The following is a 23,685-nucleotide window of genomic DNA, read 5'->3' as shown; positions in this document are numbered from 1 at the left end:
CTATGGCCAGAACCTTTGCCCTTGTCGCGGGTGAGGCCTCCGGGGATATCCTCGGTGCCGGCCTTATCCGAAGCCTGAAACAGTCCTGTCCTGATATCCGCTTTGTGGGTATTGGCGGCCCACTGATGATCGCTGAAGGCTTTGAAACCCTGTTTCCCATGGATCGCCTGTCGGTTATGGGGCTGGTGGAAGTGCTGGGGCGGCTGAAAGAGCTGCTGGGCATCCGCAAAAGCCTGAAAAAGACTTTTATTGCCAACCCCCCTTCGGTATTTATTGGTATCGATGCCCCGGATTTTAACCTCGGGTTGGAAAAGTCCCTCCGTGAAGCCGGTATTCCCACTGTGCATTATGTCAGCCCCTCGGTCTGGGCCTGGCGTAAAAAACGGGTGCTGAAAATCCGCGATGCCGTGGATCATATGCTCTGTCTGCTGCCTTTTGAGACGGACGTTTATAAAGAGCACAGCGTTCCGGCTACGTTTGTTGGTCACCCCTTGGCGGATGAGATCCCCCTTGAACCGAAAACTGCCGAAGCCCGCAAGGCACTGGGCTATGAAAGTGATGACCCCCTGCTGGGCCTGCTTCCGGGCAGCCGGGGAGGGGAGGTAAAACGTCTGGCTCCCCTGTTTTTTGAAGCGGCGGAACAGATTGTTGCTGCCCGACCGGATATCCGTATTCTGGTGCCCTGTGCCAACAGCGCCAGAAAGGCACAAATGGAAAAAGTGCTTGCGGAAAGAAATGCAGAGCTACCCATTACTCTGTTTGATGGCCACTCCCATGAAGTTATGGCTGCTTCAGATGCCCTGCTGATGGCATCTGGCACCGCAGCGCTGGAAGGTCTGCTCCATAAAAAACCGATGGTGATCAGCTATAAGGTCAATACTCTGACCTACTGGATTCTCAAAAAGCTGGTGTCTGTTACCCGTTACTCCCTGCCTAACCTGCTGGCAGAGCGTGATCTGGTGCCGGAAATTATCCAGGATGCCGCAACCCCTGATGCTCTCTCCCGTGCGACACTGGCCTGCCTTGCAAACTCCGACAGCAACCAGGCCCAGGTTGAGGAATTTATCTCCATTCACAAAATGCTGAAACGGGATGCCAGCGCCAGGGCTGCAGAAGTTGTACTTTCTGTGGTGGAGAAAGCTGAAATTACCGGAGACAGATCATGACTGAATGGGTACAGAGCGGACTGGATTTCGCGGAAAATCCCTTGAAAGATATTGTGGCCGGTGTGGATGAAGTTGGCCGTGGTCCTTTATGCGGAGCTGTGGTGACCGCTGCGGTGATTCTTGACCCGGTTCGTCCCATTGCCGGGCTGAATGATTCCAAAAAGCTTTCTGAGAAAAAGCGTGATGCACTTTTTGATGAGATTAAAGAGAAGGCTCTGGACTGGTCAATTGGCCGGGCTGAGGTTGAGGAAATTGACCGCATTAATATTCTGCAGGCAACCATGGTGGCCATGCAGCGGGCCGTTGACGGTCTTTCCGTAAAACCAACCCTGGTACTTGTGGATGGCAACCGGACTCCGGATTTTTCCGGTTGCCGTGCTCGGGCGGAAGTGAAAGGTGATGGTCGTATAGCGGAAATCTCCGCCGCTTCCATTCTGGCCAAGGTTGTTCGTGACTGGGAAATGAAGGAGCTGGATAAGCTTTATCCCGGTTATGGTATTGCCGGGCATAAGGGCTACCCAACCAAGGCTCATATGGAAGCTTTAAAAAGGTTGGGTGTAACGCCGATTCATCGCCGTTCTTTTAAGCCTGTGCGGGAATATATTGAGCTACTGACTGACTGACTGAATGAATGCATCAGATGAGTCCTGGGTGTTGCCTGTATTATCTGCCTCTTCCTTTCCCTGAAGGTGGTTGTAATTCTCCCTGCTGTATCGCTGTAGCTGGTATCATTGTACGATTGGCTATTACTCTTGTTTCGGGATCTTCATGTCTGCCCAGTTTGTGCACCTGCGCGTCCACAGTGAGTTCTCACTGATCGACAGTCTTGTTCGTATCAAGCCCCTGATTAAATCCGTGGCCGAGCGCGGCATGGCAGCGGTTGCCGTGACGGACCAGGCTAATATGTGCTCCCTTGTACGTTTCTATCAGGGTGCCCAGGGGGCCGGGCTTAAGCCGATCTGCGGTTGTGACCTGTGGGTGGAAAATATTGTGCCGGAGGAGCCGCCCACACAGCTGGTGCTGCTGTGCATGAACACCACCGGCTACAAGAACCTGCTTGAGCTGGTGTCTGAGGGTTTCCAGAAAAACCAGCACCAGGGCAAAGCGATTATCAAGCGTGAATGGATTTTTAAACGCAATGAAGGGCTGATTGCCCTTTCCGGTGGCCGACGTGGAGAAATCGGTCAGGTGCTGCTGGGGGGGCATCCCGGTCAGGCCGATGAGCTGATGGAAGACTGGCTGCGGGCCTTTGGTGATCGTTTCTACCTTGAGCTGCAGCGCACCGGGCGGCCCGGTGAAGAGGGTTATCTCCATGGCGCAGTTGACCTGGCTGTGCGTATGGATGTGCCCGTTGTCGCCACCAATGATGTTATGTTCGTGGACCAGAGCGATTTTGAAGCCCATGAAGCCCGGGTCTGCATTGGTGAAAGCCGGACGCTGGACGACCCGCGTCGTCCGCGTAACTATTCCGATCAACAATACCTGAAAACTCCGGAAGAGATGTGTGAGCTGTTTGCCGATATTCCGGAGGCTGTTGAAAACACCCTTGAGATTGCCCGCCGCTGCAGCGTGGATGTTCCACTGGGGACTTATTTCCTTCCGGATTTCCCGGTGCCGGAAGGCAAGACCATGGATCAGTATTTCCGCGAGTTCTCCGCGGAAGGGCTTGAAGAGCGCCTGAAAATTATTCTTGATCCGAACGCTCCTGATTATGAGGAGCGTCGCAAGGTTTACTACGACCGGTTGAATTTCGAGCTGGATATTATCCTGCAGATGGGTTTCCCCGGTTACTTCCTGATCGTAATGGACTTTATCCAGTGGGGTAAGGATAACGGTGTACCTGTGGGGCCGGGTCGTGGTTCCGGTGCTGGTTCTCTGGTGGCCTATGCCCAGAAGATTACCGACCTTGATCCCCTGGAATATGACCTGCTGTTTGAGCGATTCCTGAACCCTGAACGTGTATCCATGCCTGACTTTGACGTCGACTTCTGCATGGATAACCGGGACAAGGTGATTGATTACGTGTCCCGTACCTACGGTCGGGATGCGGTCTCCCAGATTATTACTTTCGGTACCATGGCCGCGAAAGCGGTGGTCAAGGATGTAGCTCGGGTTCAGGGCAAATCCTATGGTATGGCCGACAAGCTCTCCAAGCTGATTCCCTTTGAAGTGGGCATGACTCTTTCCAAAGCCTATGACCAGGAAGAAGCCCTGCGGGAATTCCTTGATAATGACGAGGATGCCCGGGAAGTCTGGGACATGGCCCTGAAGCTTGAGGGCATCACTCGTAACGTGGGTAAACATGCCGGTGGTGTGGTTATTGCCCCTACAAAGCTCACGGATTTCGCGCCGCTGTACTGTGATGAAAACGGCCAGGGGCTGGTGACTCAGTACGACAAGAATGATGTGGAAACCGCCGGGCTGGTTAAGTTTGACTTCCTTGGCCTGCGGACCCTGACCATTATTGACTGGACTCTGAAGATGATTAACCCCCGCCTGGAGAAGGAGGGGAAAGAGCCCATCGACATTATGCAGATTGATCTGGAAGACAAGGCTTCTTTCAAACTGCTGATGTCTGCGGAAACGACAGCTGTCTTTCAGTTGGAATCCCGGGGTATGAAAGATCTGGTTAAACGTCTTCAGCCCGACTGTTTTGAAGATATTATCGCCCTTGTGGCCCTGTTCCGCCCCGGTCCTCTGCAGTCCGGCATGGTGGACAATTTTATTAACCGGAAACACGGCCGGGAGGAAATTTCCTATCCCGATGTGCAGTGGCAACATGAGTGGCTGAAACTGATTCTGGAACCCACCTACGGCATTATCCTGTACCAGGAGCAGGTTATGCAGATTGCCCAGGTGCTGGCCGGTTACACCCTGGGCGGTGCGGATATGCTGCGTCGGGCCATGGGTAAGAAAAAGCCCGAGGAGATGGCCAAGCAGCGGGCCGGTTTTGAGGCTGGCGCGGTAGCCAAGGGTGTTGATGGCGAACTGGCCATGAAAATCTTCGACCTGGTGGAAAAATTTGCCGGTTATGGTTTTAACAAATCCCACTCTGCCGCCTATGCCCTGGTCTCTTACCAGACTCTCTGGCTGAAGCAGCACTATCCTGCTGAGTTTATGGCGGCGGTTATGTCGTCGGATATGCAGAACACCGATAAGGTGGTGACGTTTATTGAAGAGTGCCGGAATATGAAACTGGATGTTAGGCCCCCGGATGTCAACAGCGGCGACTATCTTTTTGATGTAAACGACAAGGGGCAGATTATCTACGGCCTAGGCGCGATCAAGGGGGTGGGTGAAGGTCCCATTGAAGCCATTGTTGCTGCCCGTAAAGAGGGTGGCCCTTTTAAAGATCTGTTTGATTTCTGTCAGCGTATCGACAGTAAAAAAGTCAACAAGCGCTGTCTGGAAGCCCTTATTCGTTCCGGTGCCTTTGATATTCTTGGTCCCTGTCCCGGCAAAAAGACCCTGAATACCAATCGCGCTATTCTTGATGCGTCCATGGCGGAAGCGGTCAAGGCGGCGGATCAGGCTGCCCGCAGTGCTGCTGGTGGACTGGGGGATCTGTTTGGTGGTCTGGCTCCGGAAGAAAACGAAGAAACCTACGAGAAATATATGGGCACCCGGGAATGGCCGGATAAAGAGCGGTTAAAAGGGGAGAAGGATACCCTTGGGCTTTATCTGACCGGTCATCCCATTGATGAGTACGAGCATGAGATTCGTCACTTTGTCCGTAACCGTATCTCTGATCTTCAGCCCGCCCGTGACACCATCAACCTTGCAGGCCTTATCGTCAATATGCGGGTGATGAAGAACAAGCGCGGGGACAAGATGGGCTTCCTGACTCTGGATGACCGCAGTGGTCGTATTGAGGTGTCTGTATTCTCCGATGCCTTTGCCAGCCATCAGCACCTGTTGGTAAAAGATACTCTGGTGGTGGTTGAAGGGGAGGTCAGCTTTGATGACTACTCTGGTTCCCTGAAGGCCAATGCCCGCAAGGTGATGAGCCTGGTGGATGCCCGGAGCCAGTATGTGAAAGAGCTGGAAATTGGTATGGATACCGATGACTGTACAAAACAGTTTACCGGGCGACTGCAGACCTTGCTGGCGGATCATCGGGGCAATACGCCGGTAGCCGTACAGTTTGAAAAAGAAGACGCCAGTGGTCGTATACAGCTGGGAGAGGAGTGGTCCGTCAGTCCCGGAGATGAGCTGGTTCAGCTGCTCCGGGACAGATACGGCAAGAAGCGGGTTAAGATTCTGTACTCCTGAGGATATTTATGTCCTTATTGAGTAATGTGTTCAAATGCTTTTCCACACCCGGTCTGTAGCGGGTGTTGGGGAACTCCCTGAGTATCTGGCGCAGGGTGAGAATGGCTTCACTGCGGTCCCCGGCACTGACAGGTTTCTGGCTGATCAGGATCAGTGACTTCTGATATAAAGCCGCAGCCCGGAAATCCTCCGGCATACCTCTCTCTTCATAGACAATGGTGTACAGGTCCATGGCTTCGGCGATGCGCTGTTTCACCACGGCCCTGCGGGAGAGGGGGTTCATATCCTGGTCAAAGGTCTTGTAGAGGGCATCCAGTCGGGTACCGGTCTGCTCCCACTCTTTCAGTTTTTCTTTCGGGGAGAGCTGAATAGGGCTGTTCCGTAGTTTCAGAACTTTGCTCATCTGCCGGGCGGAATACTGGGCAGCCTGGGTTTCCGGGAATTCATTGACGATTTTGCTGAGGTAACTGAGGGACTTGTTGTAGTCCCTGTCAGTGTTGTAGCTGCTTTTGTAAATCATGGCAATCTGGTACAGGGCAATGCCTTTGATCTCATCCCCGAAGTCCGGGTCTTGATAACCCTTCAGGTACAGCTTTTCTGCAGATTTGGAAGTGTTATTGATAATGGCCCGCACCGAGTAGGTAAACAGGTCTCCTTCCTCATCAATAATGGCGTTGGAGAGCCGGCCTTTCAGGTCTTCATGGCGGGCAAATTCCCGTGTGCCCAGTTCGGCAATATATATAGGGGTTGTCGCTGCGCAGGCAGCCAGAAAAACGCTCAATAGCAAGAGCAGGCAGGGGCGGACTATGCCTCTTATCCGTTTTGCTGGCATACCGGGTTCCATGGTTGATTATGATTGTTTGTCGGGATGATAACATGTTTGCCGGGGCGGGTTCTGGTCAGACTGACAGGGGAGTCATGAATCCGGGCGAATGGATTTATCGGTAATTAATCTGTCATCTTCTTATTCCTGTTCCTGATTGATTTGGCGGGGTTGGAATGAATAGCCGGATATCTAGACCGAAGGGTTTTAATTGACCGGATTCCGGCTGCTCTAGTCTTGGGTGTGAAGTATCCGTAGTGTCCGGCTTCCCGATGACAGTTCGAGTGTATCGGGGCCAGTTTACCGGTTAGCGGGTCGGGCGGATTTTTTTAGCTGTTCTAATGGTTTGTTAACTGCGGAACGGTTTGGTTTACGGCTTCGTACCCAGATACCCATAAATCAACAAGTCTGGTGATGCACAAAGTCCGAATGCAGCAAGGATGTTTCGGTGATGTCAAAAAAAGCGTTCACACAGGCTCCTCTTCCGTTTCATGGGGACAGCCTCGGTCAATATCTCAGGGTGTTTAATCGACGTACCGGTCGTGAGATGGGTTATATCGGCAATATCAGCCGTAATGGTCTGATGCTGATTACCCGCTGGCGGATGCAGGTGGATTCCGTATTTAATATGCGTATAGTGCTTCCGGGCACATTGCTGGGCCGGCTCTATGTGGACTTTGATGCACGGTGCCAGTGGTGCCGCCCTGATATTGATGCAGAGAGCTTTGATTCCGGTTATACGGTTGTGCAGAGTTCGGTCAATTACGATCTTCTGATCAAGGCTCTTCGCCGCTATTTCTCTTTCCCCGACGAATAATCCTTTCTTCAAAGTTGCCCATTTCTCAGGTGGGTGACTTCTGTTCCTGAAAGGGAGTGGTAAGCTGTACTGAACACTTCTATTCGGGACTTCCCAGTGGCTCAGACTTTTTACTTCTACGATTTTGAAACCTTTGGTGTCGATCCAGCCCGGGACTGGCCCTGCCAGTTTGCCGGTATGCGCACCGACGAAAACTTCAACGAGATTGGCGAGCCACTGAATATTTACTGCCGCCTGCCTAATGACCAGCTGCCCCACCCGGAGGCCTGTCTGGTGACCGGTATTACCCCTGATATTGCCAACGAACGTGGCATGTGTGAGGCGGACTTTATCAGCCGTATTCACCAGGAATTCTCCCTGCCAAATACCTGTGTGCTGGGTTACAACACGTTGCGTTTTGATGATGAGGTGACTCGTTACAGTCTCTACCGCAACTTCTTTGATCCTTACGCCCGTGAGTGGCAGAACGGCTGCAGCCGCTGGGATATGATTGATGTGGTGCGGCTGTGCGCGGCACTGCGACCCGACGGTATTAACTGGCCGGAGCGGGAAGATGGAGCCAAGAGCTTTCGCCTGGAAGAACTGACCAAAGCTAATGGTATTACCCATCTGGATGCCCATGATGCTTTGTCAGATGTGCGGGCAACGATTGCCATGGCGAAGCTATTAAGAGAAAAACAACCGAAGCTGTTTGATTTCGCCCTGAAACACAAGGTGAAATATAAGGTGGCGGAGATGCTGGATACAGTCTCTTCCCGTCCAAATGTGGTGATACATATCTCCGGTCGTTTTTCCGCCCTTAAACACTGTCTTGGTGTTGTTGTTCCCCTGGCCTCTCATCCTACTGATAAGAATCAGGTAATTGTTTATGATTTGTCGGTTGACCCTATACCTTTACTGAGTCTTTCGGCGGATGATATTCGACACCGGATTTACACGTCCACCGAGCAATTAAATGTGGAAGGAGTTGAACGCATCCCTCTGAAAACGATTCGTATCAATAAATGTCCGGTGGTTGTGCCTTTAAAGGTTATGACGCCAGCCGATCAGGAAAGGCTGAGCGTTGATCTTGATCTTTGCAGGCGTCATTACGATTCTATTTTTCATCAGGATATTCACGGTCTGAGAATCAAACTGGCGGAAGTGTTCTCCAGCAGGGATTTTGAAGGAAGTGATGATCCGGACCAGCAGCTCTATGGAGGTTTCTTTTCCAATGAAGACCGTAACTATATCGATCAGGTTAGACGTACGCCTTCGGAAGGGTTGGCGAGTTTAAACCTTCCTTTTACAGAAGGTCGCCTGGAAGAAATGCTGTTCCGCTATCGGGCCAGAAACTGGCCGGAGCTGTTAGATAAAGCTGGAAAGATGCGCTGGGCGGAACACCGGGTGAGGAGGCTGCGTAAAGGCTGTGGTGGCAGCAGCCATAACCTTGAAAGCTACAAAGAACATATTCATCATATGCTGAATGATAAGCAGGATCAGCGAAATCAGCAGATTCTGAAAGAATTGCTGGCTTACGGTGCCCGGCAGGAAAAGGCTCTTTAACTCCGGGCTGAGGCTTTTTGGCTCCGGGCTTAAGCAAATAGCTGGGTGATATGCTGAGACAACCGTCCGCTGATGCCCGGCTTTTCAATATAGTCGATAGCGCCAGCCTGAATGGACGCAACAGCTCCTGTCAGATCATGCTGCTGACCAAGGACTATCACCGGAATATTTTCGTCGTGCAGGCTGATATCAGTGATGTATCCAGGCACACTGCTGCTTTCATAATCTTGTGAAATAATCAGGCAGCAGGGGGATTTTTTTTTGAGCTGCTGAATTACGTCTTGCCAGGTGGTGAAACTGTACAATGCCAGTTGTTTCTGTTTGCACAGACGGCTGATGGCGCTTGTCGTCGCTTGGTCGTTTTCATACAGGAAAACGCAAGACTCTGTGGCATTGTTCATCTTTTACCCCAAAAGTTTTTATCATCGCCCGCACTTTCTGGTACGTCTTGTCCGGCTTGGAGGTTTTCAGGAATACAAAAATATCCGCGTGTTCCTGTCCGGGCGGAAAGACAATCATAGTTTTGCCGGGGCTGTCAGAACTATTGTTGCTTTTACCCAGCGTCATGCGCCAAGTGACTAGCCGGAAGGAGACGGGCAAGTATGCGTTGGGAAAAATCGTGGGGGATGATTTCCGGTATCTTTGCTCAGATACCGGGTGGAGTGGGGGGGCTACTGAAAGATCTTTCTGTTGATGTCTTACTTGAAATGAAAATCCTCTTTCAGGTGATCCTTAACCTGCATGACCTGACGTACAAGGTGAGCCAGTGATTTGGTCACCATTTTTTCCATAACCCGTGAACGGTGGATTTCCACGGTACGCTGGCTCAGGTTGATATCGGCAGCGATCACCTTATTGGCCTTACCTTCAACAACATGATGCAGAACTTCCCGTTCACGCTCGGTCAGAGTAGACAGGCGGCGCAGAATTTCCTTGTGTTCCAGCAGTTCGGCCCGCTGCTGAGCATCCAGTTTGAGAGCATCATTGATCAGATCCAGCAGCTCCTGGTCACGGAAGGGCTTCTGAATAAAGTTCATGGCACCATCCTTGATGGCCTGAACCGCCATAGGTACATCCCCATGACCGGTAATAAATATGATGGGCAGGATACAGTGCATGTTGTTCAGTTTGCTCTGTAGTTCCAGGCCACTCATGCCGGGCATTCTGATATCGAGAACAATGCAGCCAGGCCTGTTCTCGTCATAGGCTTCGAGGAAATCCGCAGGAGAGGCAAAAGCTTCAACCTTCTGACCCACAGAATTCATCAGCATTTTGAGTGAGTCGCGAACTGCTTCATCATCGTCGATGATAAATACAGTGGGTTCCTGTTGTTGCTGCATGATTGCTCCGGTACTGCTAACAGACTGTAAGCTCTGGATTGAGTTGACTGAAGGGCTGACTGTTTACCGGAAACATGATTTCTGTGCGTGTGCACGAGGGTCCCGTATTTGTCATTCCCCTGAATCAGGATGTCAGTTTTATAGCCGCTGGACACAGAATCGGCAAACCACGGCTCAACATGATCTGTTTGCCCGTGGTAAAAACAGTTGTCTTAATGCGTTCTCAGTGCAATGTAGGCTTTGGTACAGCTTTAATCACTGTGTGCGACTGACGTCCTGCCGATTAGTGGTATTTCCCTTGTTATTGCCTGTTTTCCTTAAGGGTAAAGGGAATACCGACGATTCTGCCAAGTTTATAGCGTAAAATTGCGGATTTTTATTCGTAAAAATACTATGTTTGCTGTTGTTGAGCGTATTTTATCTGTATAGACACATGTTTTGTCGTGTATTTATTTTGTGCCAAATGTTGAGTGTGTCTTTTCAAGATAGCGTTTTCAACGTGTTGATAATTATTCCGGCTCGTTATCCTGCTGCATTTGCTGAACCCAGCGGAACACTTCCGCCACCGGGCTGATCAGTTCGCTGGGGATGTAATCCCCCACTTCCGTCTGGCTGAACAGGGCGTGGGCAAGGGGGACATTCTCCATCACCGGAATATTATGGCGCTCGGCCACCTTGATAATAAACTGCGCCTGGTTGCGTTTGCCCAGGCAGGTAATCATGGGCAGGGGAGTTGAGGCTTTGTCGTAGTGCAGGCCAACGGCCAGATGGGTGGGGTTTTTTATCACCACATCGGACTGGGCGACATTATCTTCGGAGTTCAGCAGTTCCCGGTGCAGCTCTTTGCGTTTGCCCTTGATTTCAGGGTTACCCTCCATCTCCTTGTATTCCCGTTTCACCTCGTCCTTGGTCATCTTCTGCTCTTTGGTGAACTGGTATTTTTCAAACATAAAATCCAGGATGGAAATCACGATAAAAGCGACGATGGCAAACAGCATCAGCTTTTTCATCAGGGAACCCAGCACCGGTAAAATACAGGATGACCCGCACCAGGGCATATTCATCAGGTCATTCAGGCTGTCCCGTATCACGAAATAGACAACCAGGGAGAGAAACAGAATCTTGATAATAGATTTAAACAGTTCCACGACGTTCTTAATGGAAAAAATCTTTTTGGCACCTTGTACCGGATTAATTTTCTTAATATCGGGTTTGATAGGCTCAAAGGCCAGCAGAAAACCAAACTGAATCAGATTACCGGCAATAGCGGCAAAGGCGGATGCGACAACGAGAGGTGCCAGCATAAGCAGGGCTTTGGATAAAAGGCCCCAGGTCACTGCTTTCAGGGCATTGCGGAACTCCATCTCATAGAATTCGGCTGGAAACAGCATTATTTCCTGGAACATCTGCAGATACCAGTCGCTCAGCGCCCAGATAATCACCACTACTGCAATAATGCCCATGGTTGAAGAGACTTCCTTGCTCTTGGCAACCTGGCCTTTTTTACGGGCATCCCGCAGTTTTTTCGGGGTGGGTTGTTCAGTCTTTTCGCCGCTGCTGCCGCTCATGGATTGAGGCTTCTTTTGAGAACGCTATGTTAAATATTGGCCAAGAATCTGCAGTACGTCAGGGAACTTACCGGCATTCTTTTTAGCGAGGGTCATCACTGTAGCGATATAGAGCACAAGAATGGCCACGGCCACCGCACTCTTGATAGGCATGGCCAGAATAAACACGTTGAGCTGGGGGGCCGAACGGCTGATCAGGGCAATGCCCCATTCGGTTATAAACATGCAGATCATAATGGGGGCCGCCAGCCATACTCCCAGGGTAATAATCTGGTCAAACTGCCCGAGGAAGAACAGCACCGCTGACTGGTTCATCTGGGGGTAAAACTCAAACACCGGCCAGGCCTGGTAACTGTGGAACAGGCTGCCCAGCAGAATCAGGAAGGTGCCGCTGATCAGGTAAATGGTGTAAAAGGACTGGGCAAACATCAGCCCCATGGGGGAAGACTCGGAGCCGGACATGGGGTTCATGGTACTGGCCATGGACGCGCCCCGCTGGTTATCGATTACAAAACCCGCTGCTTCCATGGCCCAGAAGGGAATAGTGGCGATAAAGCCGATAAACAAGCCAATCATTACTTCTTTCAGAATAATGGTCAGAATCACCAGCATGCCTGGCGTAGTTTCCGGCTGTTGGGAGGAAACCAGGGGAAACAGAAAGATCGCCATGGCCCCGACAATACCGTTGCGAATCATCGCTCCACCGACAATCTGTTTGTTCAGCAGCGGGAAAATATTAAAGGCCGCTGCCATACGCACCATGGTCAGGGAGTAGATAAACAGCCAGCCTTTGATTTCGTTGGGGTTCAGCTCCGGAGGCACGGTGTCAGCCCCCTAGATTTGTGGCAGGTAATTAAGAATGGCCAGGGAGAAGTTATACACCTCAATACCCATCCAGCGCGCGGTGACAAAAATACTGATCACCACAGCCACCAGTTTGAAGGCAAAGGGCAGGGTCTGCTCCTGAATCTGAGTCAGAGCCTGTATCAGACTCACCAGCAGGCCGATACCGGCCGCGGCAATAATGGGCGGCATAGACAGAATCAAGGTCAACATCAGTGCCTTGGAGGTCATTGTCAGAACTTCTGCTTCAACCATAGGATCTCCCCGTCACTGATAACTGAGCACAAGGCCGTGGATCAACCGGGTCCAGCCATCCAGCAGCACAAACAGCAACAGCTTAAATGGCAGGGAGATGGTCATGGGGGAAACCATCATCATACCCATGGCCAGAAGAATGTTGGAGACAATCAAATCGATAATAATAAACGGCAGATAGAGCAGGAAGCCGATCTGGAACGCCTTGGTTAGTTCCCCTATGGCAAAGGCGGGAATCAGGATCATCAGGCTGTCGGTGGCCAGTTCTTCCTGGTACTTGGGAGGCCAGAGGGCGACAGCGGTTTTCTTGAAGAAGCGCCGTTCCCGCTCTGTGGTATTCTGCACCAGAAACTTCCGATAGGGCACCACACCGGCTTCAAAAGCGCCTTTCCAGGAGTTGTCCTGAATATTGATTTTTTCCTCCTTCAATACCTCATACATATCCATGCCGACGGGAGCCATGATGTAGATAGTGAGGATAATGGCCAGGGAGTTCAGGGCCATATTCGGGGGAATCTGCTGCAGGCCGGTGGCGTTACGCAGGATGCCGAAGACGACAACCAGCTTCAGAAAAGATGTACCGAGAATGGCGACAAACGGCACCAGAGACAACAGCGCCAGTGGCAGTATCAGGTAAAACGGGGTGGAGATATCAAACTCCATAACCGATCCTTGGTCCCCGGCTCAGAGAGCCTGTCAGAGCAGACGGGTAATACGTGCGCCCAGCTGGTTGTTGATACTGACCAGTTCGCATTCCGCGAATGGTTTGCCATTGGCCTTCATGGTAACCGGGCTGGTGATATCCCGGTTCAGCTCAAAGGTATAACCCGGCCCGAGACGCCCGGCTTCACCCACGGTTAGCTCGTGGTGGCCTATATCAAAGACCAGTTTCACCGGAAGTCCCTGTACATCTTCGTGGCTGACGGTCTGGGGTGCAGGGACTGCCTGTTGTTGAGGCTGCTGAGGTTGTGACTGGGCAGCTTCCGGTTGGGGCGCTGGCTGCTGGACGTCCTGTGGGGCCGCATCCGTCTGTGGCTCACCACCCAGCAGATCGTCGTCATCATCGAAGTCGTCGCCAAGGTCAAGCTCGTCGTCGAGATCATCAAAATCATCGAAATCGTCGTCACTCATAGGGTTCTCCAGCCGTTGTTCCAGAGTGATCCGGTTATCGTCCATGCGTGCCAGGAAGCCGCTGGTTTCCGAAAGCCGCAAAAAGACATGTTCTCCGTCCCTGTGCCAGCTGCGATCCAGTAACACGATATCGCCGCTGGCCAGGGTTGCCAGACGCCGGTCGGCGATCATGGTGTAACCAACCTCAACCGCTAAAGGCATAAAAATATGATCGGCCGCAGGAACGGGAGCTGTATCCAGGGCGGTTTTCAGCAGGCCGTGAATCTGGTCGCTGATCACCAGCAGCCCGCTGCTGACTTTGTCTTCCTGTTGAAACTGAATACCAAGGCAGGGTGTTCCTTCAGGAATATGTTCGCAGCGGCTGATACGGTTCAGGGTGATATCTTTCTGAATCAGGGAACGCAGGTCCGCCAGCAGGCGGTCTATAGCCGATGACGCGCAGCCAAGACGAAGATCATCGGGTAGCTGCTCCAGAATATCCCCCAGGGGAACACCACCCATAGAGATATTCGCAAACAGATCCCGTGAGGCTTGCACCCGTACCGGCAGGCTATCAATGGAACAGTGGAATTCCAGGTCAAACGGCCGGGTCTCGGATAAAGGCGTAAGGGAAACAGCGCAGGGCATACCGTTGATCTGGCTTTGCAGGGCGCGACCCGGCAGGCAGACAAGGTTATTCAGCAAGGCCTGCTGGTGGGAAACCGGGGTAAAGGTGAAGGGCCGGATTGACATGGTTATCAGGTGTTCCGTCCGTCTTGTTTGCCATCATCGTCCTGAGCGAAATACTTCTCACGGGAACGACCATCGCCGGTGTCCTGGTCCGTACCGTCACCCTGCATCTTGATATTGACGTTGATATCCCCCCCGATCTTGCGGGTCAGGGTATCCATCAGAGCCTGTTCACCCTTGTTAAGAAAGTTGAAGGATTCCGAGGAAGTGGTAGTAAAGTCGATCTGCAGTTTACCGGTGGCATCCTTGCGGATCATGACTTCTGTGCCCGGCAGAACGCCGTCTTTAAAGTCGATCTTAACTGCTTTTACATTGCTGGCTTCGCTGACCATAATGCGGTCGGCGATCTTCTCAATCCGCTCGATCATCTGCTTATTATCAACGGCCTGGACTTCTGCCTTGCCACTGGCCTGTGTGCTCATACCCTTGGCCACGTCGCCGGAAGCCAGGGCTTCCCCTTCGTCCTTGGTGTCTTTCTTCTTGCTGTGGGCCTGGCGGAACAGGTCTTCAACACCTTTTTTCTTCTCTTCGCCCTGGCCCTGGCCTTTCACCTGATCGGCAATGTCCTTTTTGGGCTTTTTATCCAGGGCTTTACTGAAATCATCACTGCCCCGCTCGGCTTCCTGTTCTTTGGGACGGCTTTTGGCTGCGTTATCCTGATGGTTGGCCCGGCCGCTGTTGGCGGCACCGGAGGATGGCGGGGGTGTCTGCATGGTGCTCATGGTGTTATACCCTCAGTGCTTTTGGCTAACGGCTTGTGTCCTAAAACCGGTTTCTGGGTGTGAACTCTTCCAGCTCCAGTTCCTCGATACGGGCCTTTTCCTTAGCCTCTTCCTTATTGAGTACATCGGTAAATTCTTCAAATTTTTGAACGGCCTGTACTGCCAGGCGGTATTTTTCTTCGGCCTCGGCCAGTTGCTTTTTGGTTTCTTCCAAGTGTTTCTCGGCGTCGGCAATATTCTCTTCCAGCACCAGATCCTTCTCTCGAAGCCTGGCGATTTTCTGTTTCAGGATATCCAGGTCGAACTGTTTAACCGAGGTATTGATAATGTTGTCGTAGAGCCGCTGCTCTTCCTGTTGGCGCCAGACTTTGTAGTCCACCAGTTCCTGACGCTTTTTCTCCAGCTCCTGGGATGCGACTTCTACCCGATAACGGCATTTACGGACTTCATCTTCTGCTGATTTCTCCCGAATCCGTTTGATTTTCAGCAGGTCATTCAGCATCTGGAATCATCCTTTATTCAGCGGGCGAGCTGGTGCAGTTGCTGAACTGTTGTATTAAATTCCGAGAGTTCATCTGTTCGTTGCTTCAGGAATGTGCGGATACTGTCGATCTTGGCCAGGGCCAGATCTGCCATGGCATCTGTTCCCTGTTTGTATTCGCCCACCTTCACCAGAAGCTCAATATCTTCGTATTTGGCCATTAGCTCCCGAATTTTGCCTATGGCATCCAGATGCTCGCGGTCCACGATGTTGTTGATAACCCGGCTGGCACTGGCGAGAACATCAATGGCCGGATAGTGGTTGGCCGCAGCCAGTTTTCGGGAGAGGATAATATGACCGTCCAGGATTGAACGGGTTTCATCGGCTACGGGTTCGGTCATATCATCGCCTTCTACCAGAACAGTGTAAAACGCAGTAATAGAGCCTTTGTCGGACATGCCGGCCCGCTCCATCAGTTTTGGCAGTGTGGCAAAGACAGAAGGCGGGAAACCACGCCGTGTGGGAGGTTCACCCGCTGCCAGGCCGATTTCCCGCTGTGCCCGGGCGAAACGGGTAACAGAATCCATCAGCAGAAGCACTCGTTTCCCCTGATCCCGGAAGTATTCAGCAACAGCGGTTGCGGTATAAGCAGCTTTGGCACGCTCCATGGAGGATCTGTCTGAGGTGGCAACAACGGTGACTGATTTCTGGACACCCTCCGGGCCAAGGTCGTGTTCCAGGAATTCCCGCAGTTCCCGCCCCCGTTCACCGATCAGGGCCAGTACGGTGACATCCACTTCCGCCCCTTTCACCAGCATGGAGAGTAGGGTGGACTTACCACCACCGGCCGCAGCGAAAATACCCATTCTCTGGCCTTCGCCGCAGGTCAGTACTCCATCCATCACCCGCAGGCCAAGAGGGAGAGGCTTATCGATAAGCTTTCGGGTCAGCGGGTCTGGAGCGTCGGCATACACTGGATACCAGGTTTCTGGCTGGGTGGTATCATCCGGGTCTTCATGAAGAGGGCGGCCCATTCCATCAAGGACTTTACCCAGCAGGTGAGTGCCAACGGCCACATGGTGTACCCGACCGGTGGGAATCACCTCGGTATTGGAAGAGATACCGAGCATATCGCCGAGGGGGGTAAGAACCGCGTCGTAGCCTTCAAAGCCCACCACTTCGGCATAGTTCATATCGTCTTCGCCGGGAGTAAACAGCTCGCATAGTTCACCGATTTTTACTCCGGGAACGGCGGCTTTGATAATCATACCCTGGACTTCGGTGACCCGACCGCGGATATCCACCAGACGACTGCCATCCACGGCGTTCTGCAGGGATTCGGTTAAATAGCTGAGTGCGTCACTGTCGCTCAAAACGTATTCCTCGTGCCTGACTCTGTTTGAAACTCCGCCCATCAAAAAAAACGCCCCGAAGGGGCGCTATGACGCTATGAGTGGGGGGATTTCTGTTACACCATAATGCCCATATCTCCGCCGGGCTGGTTTGGAGGTGTTCCCGGTGGCTGATTGCCACCACTGGGAGTACCGGAACTGGTGGGGGGCTGGGGCGCTGTACCGTCGCTGTCGGTATTGCCGGCTTCCTGAACGACCCATTCCAGAGTATTAACGAATTTTTCCAGGTTGGATTCAAAGGAGCCATAGTCGATACCGGCGGGCATGGAGCGAATCAGCAGGATTTCAGTTTTGTCATGGTTCAGGGCCAGGTAAGCGCCCTGCATGCTGTGGTGCTGAAGATTGATAAACAGCAGCTTCTCAAACAGGGCCAGCTTATCTTCAGTGTCTAAATGGGGCTCAACAGGTTTTACCGCGGAGACAAAGACCAGGGCTTCATCTTCTTCCAGGTATTCCATGTTGACGATAAGGGTGTCATCAAAGCAGAGGCCACAGGCACCGTGCTCATTCAGCTTTAATTCGCCAAGGCCAATACCTTCGGCAAATCGCTGCAGGTTCTCTTCGACATTCTGCCGATGGGACATGGGTGAAATCCTCCCTGGCTTCTTTTCTGTCCGTATTCCTTATGATGGTCTGTTCAGGTCACGTATTGCTGTGTACTGTCCAGGTCTTAGTAGAAGTTAAGCATAAAAAAAGCAGGCACAAGCCTGCTTCTTATAAGGAAGGGTAACCACGGAGGGGAAAAGTCGGAAAACCGTAGTTGATCGTGCAGTTGTACCCGACTGTTTATAACTGGGTCACAATCTTGTCAGGGACGTTCAATGATTTGTTAAGGGCGCTCAACAATGGCTGTCACACCCAGGCCACCAGCGGCGCAGATGGAGATCAGTCCCCGACCGGAACCCTTCTGTTCAAGAATCTTGGCCAGGGTGGCAATAATGCGTCCGCCAGTGGCCGCAAAGGGATGGCCGGTGGCCAGTGAACTGCCGCAGACATTCAGCTTGCTGCGGTCAATGGAGCCCAGGGGCTGGTCGAGACCCAGACGGTTCTTGCAGAAGTCTTCGCTTTCCCAAGCCTGCAGGGTGGCCAGCACCTGGGCGGCAAAGGCTTCATGGATTTCGTAGTAGTCAAAGTCCTGAAGGGTAAGACCAGCTTTGGCCAGCATTTTCGGAACAGCATAAGCGGGAGCCAGCAACAGCCCTTCTTTTTCCCTGCCCTCTTTACCAAAGAAATCCACGCCAGCGGTTTCACAATGGGTCAGGTAAGCACGCACAGGCAGGTTCCGTTCCGCTGCCCACTCTTCGGAAGAGAGCAGAACGGCAGAAGCGCCATCGGTCAGGTTGGAACTGTTGGCGGCGGTAAGCGTGCCTTTGCCGCTCTTTCTGTCGAAGGCGGGTTTCAGGGAAGCCAGTTTTTCCAGACTGGTATCCGGGCGCATGGTGTTATCCCGCTCCAGCCCGAGATAGGGCGTCACCAGATCATCAAAGAAACCGTCTTCATAGCCCTTATGGAGATTCTGATGGCTTTGAAGGGCCAGCTTGTCCTGCTCTTCCCGGGGAATCTGCCACTCTTTGGCGGTGATTTCTGTATGTCCGCCCATGGACAGTCCGGTTCTTGGTTCGCCGTTGGTGGGAATCAGGGGAACAATATGACGGGCGCGCAGGCGGGCGGCGACTTTCAGTCTCTGGCCATTGGTTTTGCAGCGGTTTAAGTCCAGAAGGATTTTGCGTAGCTCTTCATTCACACCGATGGGCGCGTCGGAGGTGGTGTCGGAGCCTCCGGCAATACCACTGTCGATCTGGCCAAGGGCGATTTTATTGGCCACCAGAATGGCTGCTTCTAGGCCGGTGCCACAGGCCTGCTGAATATCGTAACAGGGGGTGCTGGCGCTCAGGGAGGTGCTGAGAACGGATTCCCGGGTCAGGTTAAAGTCACGGGAGTGTTTGATCACTGCGCCAGCCACCACTTCGCCGAGACGTTCCCCCTGCAGCCGGTAACGGTTAATCAGGCCATTTAACGTGGCGGTTAACATATCCTGATTACTGGCATGGGAGTAAGTGGTGTTGGAGCGGGCGAAGGGAATACGGTTTCCCCCGATAATGGCAACCTTTCTGACAGACTGGCTCATGACTTGTCCTGTGTGGATGTTCGTTTTATCGTCTTGCAGGAAGTGTATAGCGCAGGATTACACTCACATTGGCTATTATGACTGGTCTCTGAATCCAGTCGAGTCAATTCACTGTTACGGTAGCTTTGCTGAAATAGCGACCGGGCAAACGGATTGATAAAATCCTGCAACATAATAAAGAGAACTGAATCACCATGTCTGACAGATACCAGAAGATTGCCAATTCTCCTTTGGGCAAAAGTATTTTCACCAGCCTCGGTCTGCCGACTCCGGTGACTCTGGACCGTCAGGAGCAGGCGGAAGCGGATTTTATCAAGGGGCGGGTGCTGGTGGGCGTGGCCCAGGGTTCGGCACTGCTGAGCGATATTATGGAGACCCTGGCTGACTCCAGCGCCCAGATATGCTGCCAGGCTAATGCCGTAACAGCCTCAGAGATAGTGAATGCGGCAGAAGCCGTCGATAAAAAAGTCACCCAGGTCAGCACTGGAAAAGAAGACGCGACCCGTTTTAAAGGCATGGTGTTTGATGCCACGGGTATCAGCTCAACATCTGAACTGCGGGCGCTGTACGACTTTTTTAATCCGGTGGCCCGCAAGCTTGGAGGCTGCGGTCGTGTGGTTGTGCTGGGTCGCCCTATGTCTGAATGTGAAACGGCTTCCCAGGCTGCGGCTATGCGGGCACTGGAAGGCTTTACCCGCAGCTTTGGTAAGGAAGTGGGTAAAAAAGGTACGACCGTTCAGCTTGTCTATGTTGGCAAGGGTGCAGAAAGCCTGATTACTTCCCCGCTGCGTTTCTGTCTCTCTCCCCGTTGTACATACGTTACCGGGCAGGTGTTGAATGTTTCCCCTGCTCAGGAGCCTTCCGCTATCGACTGGGCTTATCCCCTGAATGAAAAGGTTGTACTGGTGACCGGCGCTTCCCGAGGCATTGGTGAATCTATCGCGGAAGTGATTGCCCGGGACGGTGCCAAACTGGTGTGCCTGGATGTACCCCAGGCCAAAGATGCCTTGGAAAAAGTCGCCAGTCGTCTGGGTGGTATTGCCATTGCTGTGGATATTACTGCTGCCGATGCGCCAAAGATTATTGCCGATACCCTGGAAAGTGAATTCGGAGGCGTAGATGTGCTGATCCATAATGCCGGTGTAACCCGGGACAAGACTCTGGCCAATATGAAGCCTGACTGGTGGGATATGGTGATTGATATCAATCTCTCCTCGGAAGAGCGGATTAATGATGAATTACTGTCCCGCAATCTGTTGCGTGAAAATGGTCGTATAGTCTGCGTATCGTCTGTCAGCGGACTGGCGGGTAATTTTGGGCAGACCAACTATGCGGTTTCCAAAGCCGGTGTTGCCGGTTATGTGCAGGCTATGGCCGCGCCTCTGGCTGAAAAGAATATCACCATTAATGCAGTGGCCCCGGGCTTTATCGAAACCCAGATGACCGCTGCGATTCCTTTGATGACACGGGAAGTCGGCCGTCGTATGAATTCCCTGTCCCAGGGTGGCCAGCCAAGGGATGTGGCGGAAGCTATCGCATTTTTCGCCAGCCCGGCTTCAACGGGCACTAATGGGAATGTGATTCGGGTCTGTGGTCAGTCTCTGCTGGGTGCCTGATATCTAAAAATATTGCCTGAAATAAAAAAGCCTGGCGGGCTCACAACTCGTCAGGCTTTTTTCTTTTTATTGGGTTGGTTTAAACAGCTTCCGCAGTAGTGCGAGAAGCTTTCTTGGTTTTGCGATATTCAATAGGCGTCAGATTGGTCCAGCGCTTAAAGGCCCGATAGAAAGTACTGGGCTCGGAGAAACCGGTCAGATAAACAATTTCATCAATGGATTCATCGGTACGGGCCAGCAGTTGCTTGGCCAGATTACAGCGATAGTTGGCCAGCAGATGGTTAAAACTGGTATTGGCATCGGCCAGCCGGCTGCGCAGGGAGCGGGCAGTCATATCAAGACGTTCCGACACCGACTCAAGGCTGACTTCACCGGAATCCAGTAGTTCTGCGATCACGCGATTCACGTCGCTGACAATATCCTGTTTTTCCAGTCGGGAAATCTGTTCCAGGGCTACCAGTTCATGGGCCCGCATCAGTTCCGGCTCCGCATGCTGGGACGGGAACTGCAGGATATTGGCGCTGAACTCAATAGAGTTGGAAGACGCACCAAAAATCACCGGGCAGCCAAAGCGACGGGTATACTCGCTGTTATCAGCGGAGCCCTGATGCACGAGGCTGATCGAGAGAGCTTCAAAGCTGTTCTGGGTCAGGTTACGGAAGAAACGCAGGGCATTAAGCAGTACTGCATCAATCAGGTGACGTATATTTTTGCCGTCACTGCAGGGGTCCATGGTAAAACGACAGGTATCGCCGTTGCGTTCAAAGCTGGCCAGCACTGCGTCGCTGATCAGGCGCTGGTAGCGTATGGCCCGGTTGAGGCCTTCTTCAAAGGTCGGACTGCTGAGAAACAGGTATTCAATCACCTGTCCGCGGAAGACCGGCACATGCTCGCCGAGGTGAAGACCGATACAGGGGTCGCCGGTCACATCTTCAGCGCTTTTCCAGAAAATGGCCTGAGCATCGTGGGGAGTGCGCACCTGGTGATCTTCAAGGTGTCGCCGGGTTATACCGCATCGTTCATAAATAGCACTGGCGTCGATGCCAGCATTGATAAAGCCCTGATGGGCCATCCGTACCAGGATACCTGCGTCTCTGAGTTCGCTCATGGATATACAGCCCTGTGGGTATTTTATTTTTTTTAATCATGTCCCTGAGGAGCTATCTTAGAACCGATTGGTCTGAGTGACAATCGGTTATCAAATTAAAGTCACATGTGAATATGACAGAGTGTCACTGGCGGCGGATTCATAAGGGTTTTGTCCCGTCTGCCAATGGTTGTCGGGGTGAGTGGAGTAACAATCTCTGCTGGTAAATAGAGAAAACAGTCTCGAAAGGAAACAGGTATGCCGACACAGGTGCTGCAGAACACCCCTTCAATGCTGTCGTTATATGGACGGGCAGCACTGAAAAAAGCCCAGAAAAGGGATTTCCCGGAGTTGTCCGTTGTGCTGCAGGGGGAAAGGGCAGTCCTGAAGGATGTGCGGGCCTATGAACGCCTGTGCCATTTCCCCCAAAGCCGTTTTATGCCGCCCACGTTTTTGCATGTAATGGCTTTCCCTCTGCATATGTGTCTGATGACCGATGAACGTATGCCCTACAAACCCGTTGGCCTGGTTCATATTCACAACACCATTCGCCAGCTGCGACCGGTGGAGAAAGAAGAGCTGCTGCATATCGAGTGCTCCCTGGGGCAGCCCCGGGATGTGGATGCTGGCCAGGAGTTTGATATTTACACCCGTATTCATGCCTCCGGTGAGCTGGTTTGGGAAAGCACCAGCACCAATCTGCGCCGTCGTGCCAGTTCCGGCGCTGGAGGCAAGGGCAAGAAACAGCATCAGCCCCCGGAGCCTTACACAACCGTGCAAAGCTGGCAGATGCCGGCCAATCTTGGCAGGCGGTACGGGCGCATTTCCGGGGATATTAACCCGATACATCTCTGGCCACTTACCGCAAAGTTCCTGGGGTTTAAGCGACATATTGCCCATGGTATGTGGTCCAAGGCCCGCTGTCTGGCGGCTTTGATGGCGGAGATTGGAGACCATGGTTTTGAAATCCGGGTTGATTTTAAAACCCCGATCTTTCTGCCGGGACAGGTGGAGTTCAGCCATGCTAAGGAAGGTGAGCATGTTGATTTTCTGCTCCGTACAGAATCCTCAGGCAAACCTCACCTTGAAGGTCAGTTAACGCTTCTGCCTCTTTAGGACGAGCGCTCACAGATTCTGCAGTCGGCCTGTATAATGGGCCGATTTGTTTGCGGAATACCTGTGTTAGAAAAGGCAATGTCGGAAAAAACTGCACAATCCAACTCTCTACGGGCAAAGCATTTACGGGAACAGCATCTGCGGAAACAACAGGTGCAGGATGAGCACTGGATGCGGGAAGCCATTGCCCTGGCAAAACTGGGGGGAGCTGTCGGGGAAGTGCCCGTTGGTGCGGTTGTTGTTTATCAGGGACGTATTATCGGTCGGGGCTATAACAGTCCTATAGGTCGTTCCAACCCCTGCGCCCATGCCGAAATCCTGGCCCTTCAGGATGCTGCCCGCACCCTGGATAATTACCGGCTGGTGGATTGTGATCTCTATGTGACCCTGGAACCCTGCGGCATGTGCGCCGGGGCTTTAGTCCATAGTCGTATACGGCGGCTTGTTTATGCCGCGACAGAACCCAAAGCCGGTGCGGTTGAAAGCCAGGACCAGGCTTTGGCCCGGGGCAGCCTGAACCACTTTGTGGGTGTTGTGGGTGGTGTACTGGCGGATGAGTGCTCTGAGATGATGTCGGCCTTTTTTCGCCGTCGCCGAATCCAGAAAAAACAGGCAAGGCGGCAGCTTTAACGAG

At 52.4% G+C, this 23,685-nt stretch carries 23 protein-coding genes; 9 read left to right on the top strand and 14 right to left on the bottom strand.

Translation table 11 applies throughout. The features are described 5' to 3' along the window. The first annotated feature begins 2 nt into the window (after nt 1-2). From lpxB to dnaE, 3 genes are all read left to right on the top strand, one after another. A complete protein-coding gene (lpxB, locus tag ACY2RQ_RS12605; protein ID WP_490113335.1) occupies nt 3-1,166 on the top strand; it encodes a lipid-A-disaccharide synthase in 1,164 nt (387 codons plus the stop codon). Continuing rightward, complete coding sequence (rnhB, locus tag ACY2RQ_RS12600) at nt 1,163-1,789, top strand: ribonuclease HII (RefSeq protein ID WP_490113334.1); 627 nt, start codon at nt 1,163-1,165, stop codon at nt 1,787-1,789. The genes lpxB and rnhB overlap by 4 nt, the downstream gene beginning before the upstream one ends. 145 nt (nt 1,790-1,934) lie before the next feature. Then, complete coding sequence (gene dnaE / locus ACY2RQ_RS12595) at nt 1,935-5,438, top strand: DNA polymerase III subunit alpha (RefSeq protein WP_490113333.1); 3,504 nt, start codon at nt 1,935-1,937, stop codon at nt 5,436-5,438. Here dnaE and ACY2RQ_RS12590 read toward each other — a convergent pair. After that, entirely contained in the window at nt 5,419-6,270 is an 852-nt protein-coding gene (locus ACY2RQ_RS12590; RefSeq protein ID WP_490113332.1) for a tetratricopeptide repeat protein, read from the bottom strand. The genes dnaE and ACY2RQ_RS12590 overlap by 20 nt on opposite strands. A 442-nt stretch (nt 6,271-6,712) precedes the next feature. On the opposite strand from ACY2RQ_RS12590, the gene ACY2RQ_RS12585 reads away from it, so the two are divergent. Both ACY2RQ_RS12585 and sbcB read left to right on the top strand, forming a co-directional pair. Then, on the top strand, nt 6,713-7,078 hold the full coding sequence (locus tag ACY2RQ_RS12585) for a PilZ domain-containing protein (RefSeq protein ID WP_490113331.1): 366 nt from the start codon (nt 6,713-6,715) through the stop codon (nt 7,076-7,078). A 96-nt stretch (nt 7,079-7,174) separates the two neighbouring features. Further along, the gene (gene sbcB, locus ACY2RQ_RS12580) at nt 7,175-8,623 is read left to right on the top strand and encodes an exodeoxyribonuclease I (RefSeq protein WP_490113330.1); all 1,449 of its coding nucleotides are present in this window, start codon (nt 7,175-7,177) and stop codon (nt 8,621-8,623) included. A 29-nt stretch (nt 8,624-8,652) separates the two neighbouring features. Here sbcB and ACY2RQ_RS12575 read toward each other — a convergent pair whose 3' ends face one another. Next, a complete protein-coding gene (locus ACY2RQ_RS12575) occupies nt 8,653-9,024 on the bottom strand; it encodes a response regulator (protein WP_490113329.1) in 372 nt (123 codons plus the stop codon). Between ACY2RQ_RS12575 and ACY2RQ_RS12570 the strand changes: the two genes are divergently transcribed. Beyond that, on the top strand, nt 9,011-9,205 hold the full coding sequence (locus ACY2RQ_RS12570) for a hypothetical protein (RefSeq protein ID WP_490113328.1): 195 nt from the start codon (nt 9,011-9,013) through the stop codon (nt 9,203-9,205). The two genes, ACY2RQ_RS12575 and ACY2RQ_RS12570, sit on opposite strands and share 14 nt — an antisense overlap. Nucleotides 9,206-9,321: 116 nt before the next feature. Here ACY2RQ_RS12570 and ACY2RQ_RS12565 read toward each other — a convergent pair whose 3' ends face one another. The 11 genes from ACY2RQ_RS12565 to ACY2RQ_RS12515 all read right to left on the bottom strand — a co-directional run bounded on the left by ACY2RQ_RS12565 (nt 9,322) and on the right by ACY2RQ_RS12515 (nt 19,232). Further along, on the bottom strand, nt 9,322-9,963 hold the full coding sequence (locus ACY2RQ_RS12565; protein WP_490113327.1) for a response regulator transcription factor: 642 nt from the start codon (nt 9,961-9,963) through the stop codon (nt 9,322-9,324). A 509-nt stretch (nt 9,964-10,472) separates the two neighbouring features. Beyond that, on the bottom strand, nt 10,473-11,531 hold the full coding sequence (gene sctU / locus ACY2RQ_RS12560) for a type III secretion system export apparatus subunit SctU (protein WP_490113326.1): 1,059 nt from the start codon (nt 11,529-11,531) through the stop codon (nt 10,473-10,475). A gap of 24 nt (nt 11,532-11,555) precedes the next feature. Beyond that, on the bottom strand, nt 11,556-12,353 hold the full coding sequence (sctT, locus tag ACY2RQ_RS12555; RefSeq protein ID WP_490113325.1) for a type III secretion system export apparatus subunit SctT: 798 nt from the start codon (nt 12,351-12,353) through the stop codon (nt 11,556-11,558). Between the two features lie 12 nt (nt 12,354-12,365). Next, complete coding sequence (gene sctS / locus ACY2RQ_RS12550) at nt 12,366-12,629, bottom strand: type III secretion system export apparatus subunit SctS (RefSeq protein ID WP_490113324.1); 264 nt, start codon at nt 12,627-12,629, stop codon at nt 12,366-12,368. Nucleotides 12,630-12,641: 12 nt separating this feature from the next. Next, a complete protein-coding gene (gene sctR, locus ACY2RQ_RS12545) occupies nt 12,642-13,292 on the bottom strand; it encodes a type III secretion system export apparatus subunit SctR (protein ID WP_490113323.1) in 651 nt (216 codons plus the stop codon). Nucleotides 13,293-13,325: 33 nt separating this feature from the next. Beyond that, nucleotides 13,326-14,492: a type III secretion system cytoplasmic ring protein SctQ gene (gene sctQ, locus ACY2RQ_RS12540; RefSeq protein ID WP_490113322.1), complete on the bottom strand. Its 1,167-nt coding sequence runs from the start codon at nt 14,490-14,492 to the stop codon at nt 13,326-13,328. A gap of 5 nt (nt 14,493-14,497) precedes the next feature. Then, nucleotides 14,498-15,211 (bottom strand): type III secretion HpaP family protein, encoded by a 714-nt coding sequence (locus tag ACY2RQ_RS12535; protein ID WP_490113321.1) that lies wholly within the window; start codon nt 15,209-15,211, stop codon nt 14,498-14,500. A gap of 40 nt (nt 15,212-15,251) precedes the next feature. Continuing rightward, the gene (sctO, locus tag ACY2RQ_RS12530; protein ID WP_490113320.1) at nt 15,252-15,713 is read right to left on the bottom strand and encodes a type III secretion system stalk subunit SctO; all 462 of its coding nucleotides are present in this window, start codon (nt 15,711-15,713) and stop codon (nt 15,252-15,254) included. A 17-nt stretch (nt 15,714-15,730) separates the two neighbouring features. After that, complete coding sequence (gene sctN / locus ACY2RQ_RS12525) at nt 15,731-17,065, bottom strand: type III secretion system ATPase SctN (RefSeq protein WP_490113319.1); 1,335 nt, start codon at nt 17,063-17,065, stop codon at nt 15,731-15,733. Nucleotides 17,066-17,160: 95 nt separating this feature from the next. Continuing rightward, the gene (locus tag ACY2RQ_RS12520; protein WP_490113318.1) at nt 17,161-17,688 is read right to left on the bottom strand and encodes a type III secretion system chaperone; all 528 of its coding nucleotides are present in this window, start codon (nt 17,686-17,688) and stop codon (nt 17,161-17,163) included. Nucleotides 17,689-17,933: 245 nt separating this feature from the next. Beyond that, nucleotides 17,934-19,232: an acetyl-CoA C-acetyltransferase gene (locus tag ACY2RQ_RS12515; RefSeq protein ID WP_490113317.1), complete on the bottom strand. Its 1,299-nt coding sequence runs from the start codon at nt 19,230-19,232 to the stop codon at nt 17,934-17,936. 194 nt (nt 19,233-19,426) lie between these two features. Here ACY2RQ_RS12515 and ACY2RQ_RS12510 point away from each other — a divergent pair, with 194 nt between their 5' ends. Further along, a complete protein-coding gene (locus ACY2RQ_RS12510) occupies nt 19,427-20,848 on the top strand; it encodes a 3-oxoacyl-ACP reductase (RefSeq protein ID WP_490113316.1) in 1,422 nt (473 codons plus the stop codon). Between the two features lie 79 nt (nt 20,849-20,927). Here the strand turns inward: ACY2RQ_RS12510 and ACY2RQ_RS12505 are convergent, their stop codons facing one another. After that, on the bottom strand, nt 20,928-21,956 hold the full coding sequence (locus tag ACY2RQ_RS12505; RefSeq protein WP_490113315.1) for an AraC family transcriptional regulator: 1,029 nt from the start codon (nt 21,954-21,956) through the stop codon (nt 20,928-20,930). A gap of 237 nt (nt 21,957-22,193) precedes the next feature. On the opposite strand from ACY2RQ_RS12505, the gene ACY2RQ_RS12500 reads away from it, so the two are divergent. Beyond that, nucleotides 22,194-23,051 (top strand): MaoC/PaaZ C-terminal domain-containing protein, encoded by an 858-nt coding sequence (locus ACY2RQ_RS12500; RefSeq protein WP_490113314.1) that lies wholly within the window; start codon nt 22,194-22,196, stop codon nt 23,049-23,051. Nucleotides 23,052-23,129: 78 nt separating this feature from the next. Next, complete coding sequence (gene tadA / locus ACY2RQ_RS12495) at nt 23,130-23,681, top strand: tRNA adenosine(34) deaminase TadA (RefSeq protein ID WP_490113313.1); 552 nt, start codon at nt 23,130-23,132, stop codon at nt 23,679-23,681. The last annotated feature ends 4 nt before the right edge of the window (nt 23,682-23,685 follow it).

The organism is Parendozoicomonas sp. 209JJ7-1, assembly GCF_058147085.1.
The sequence above is the reverse complement of the archived record's forward strand: the minus strand, read 5'-3'. Positions and strand labels throughout refer to the sequence as shown.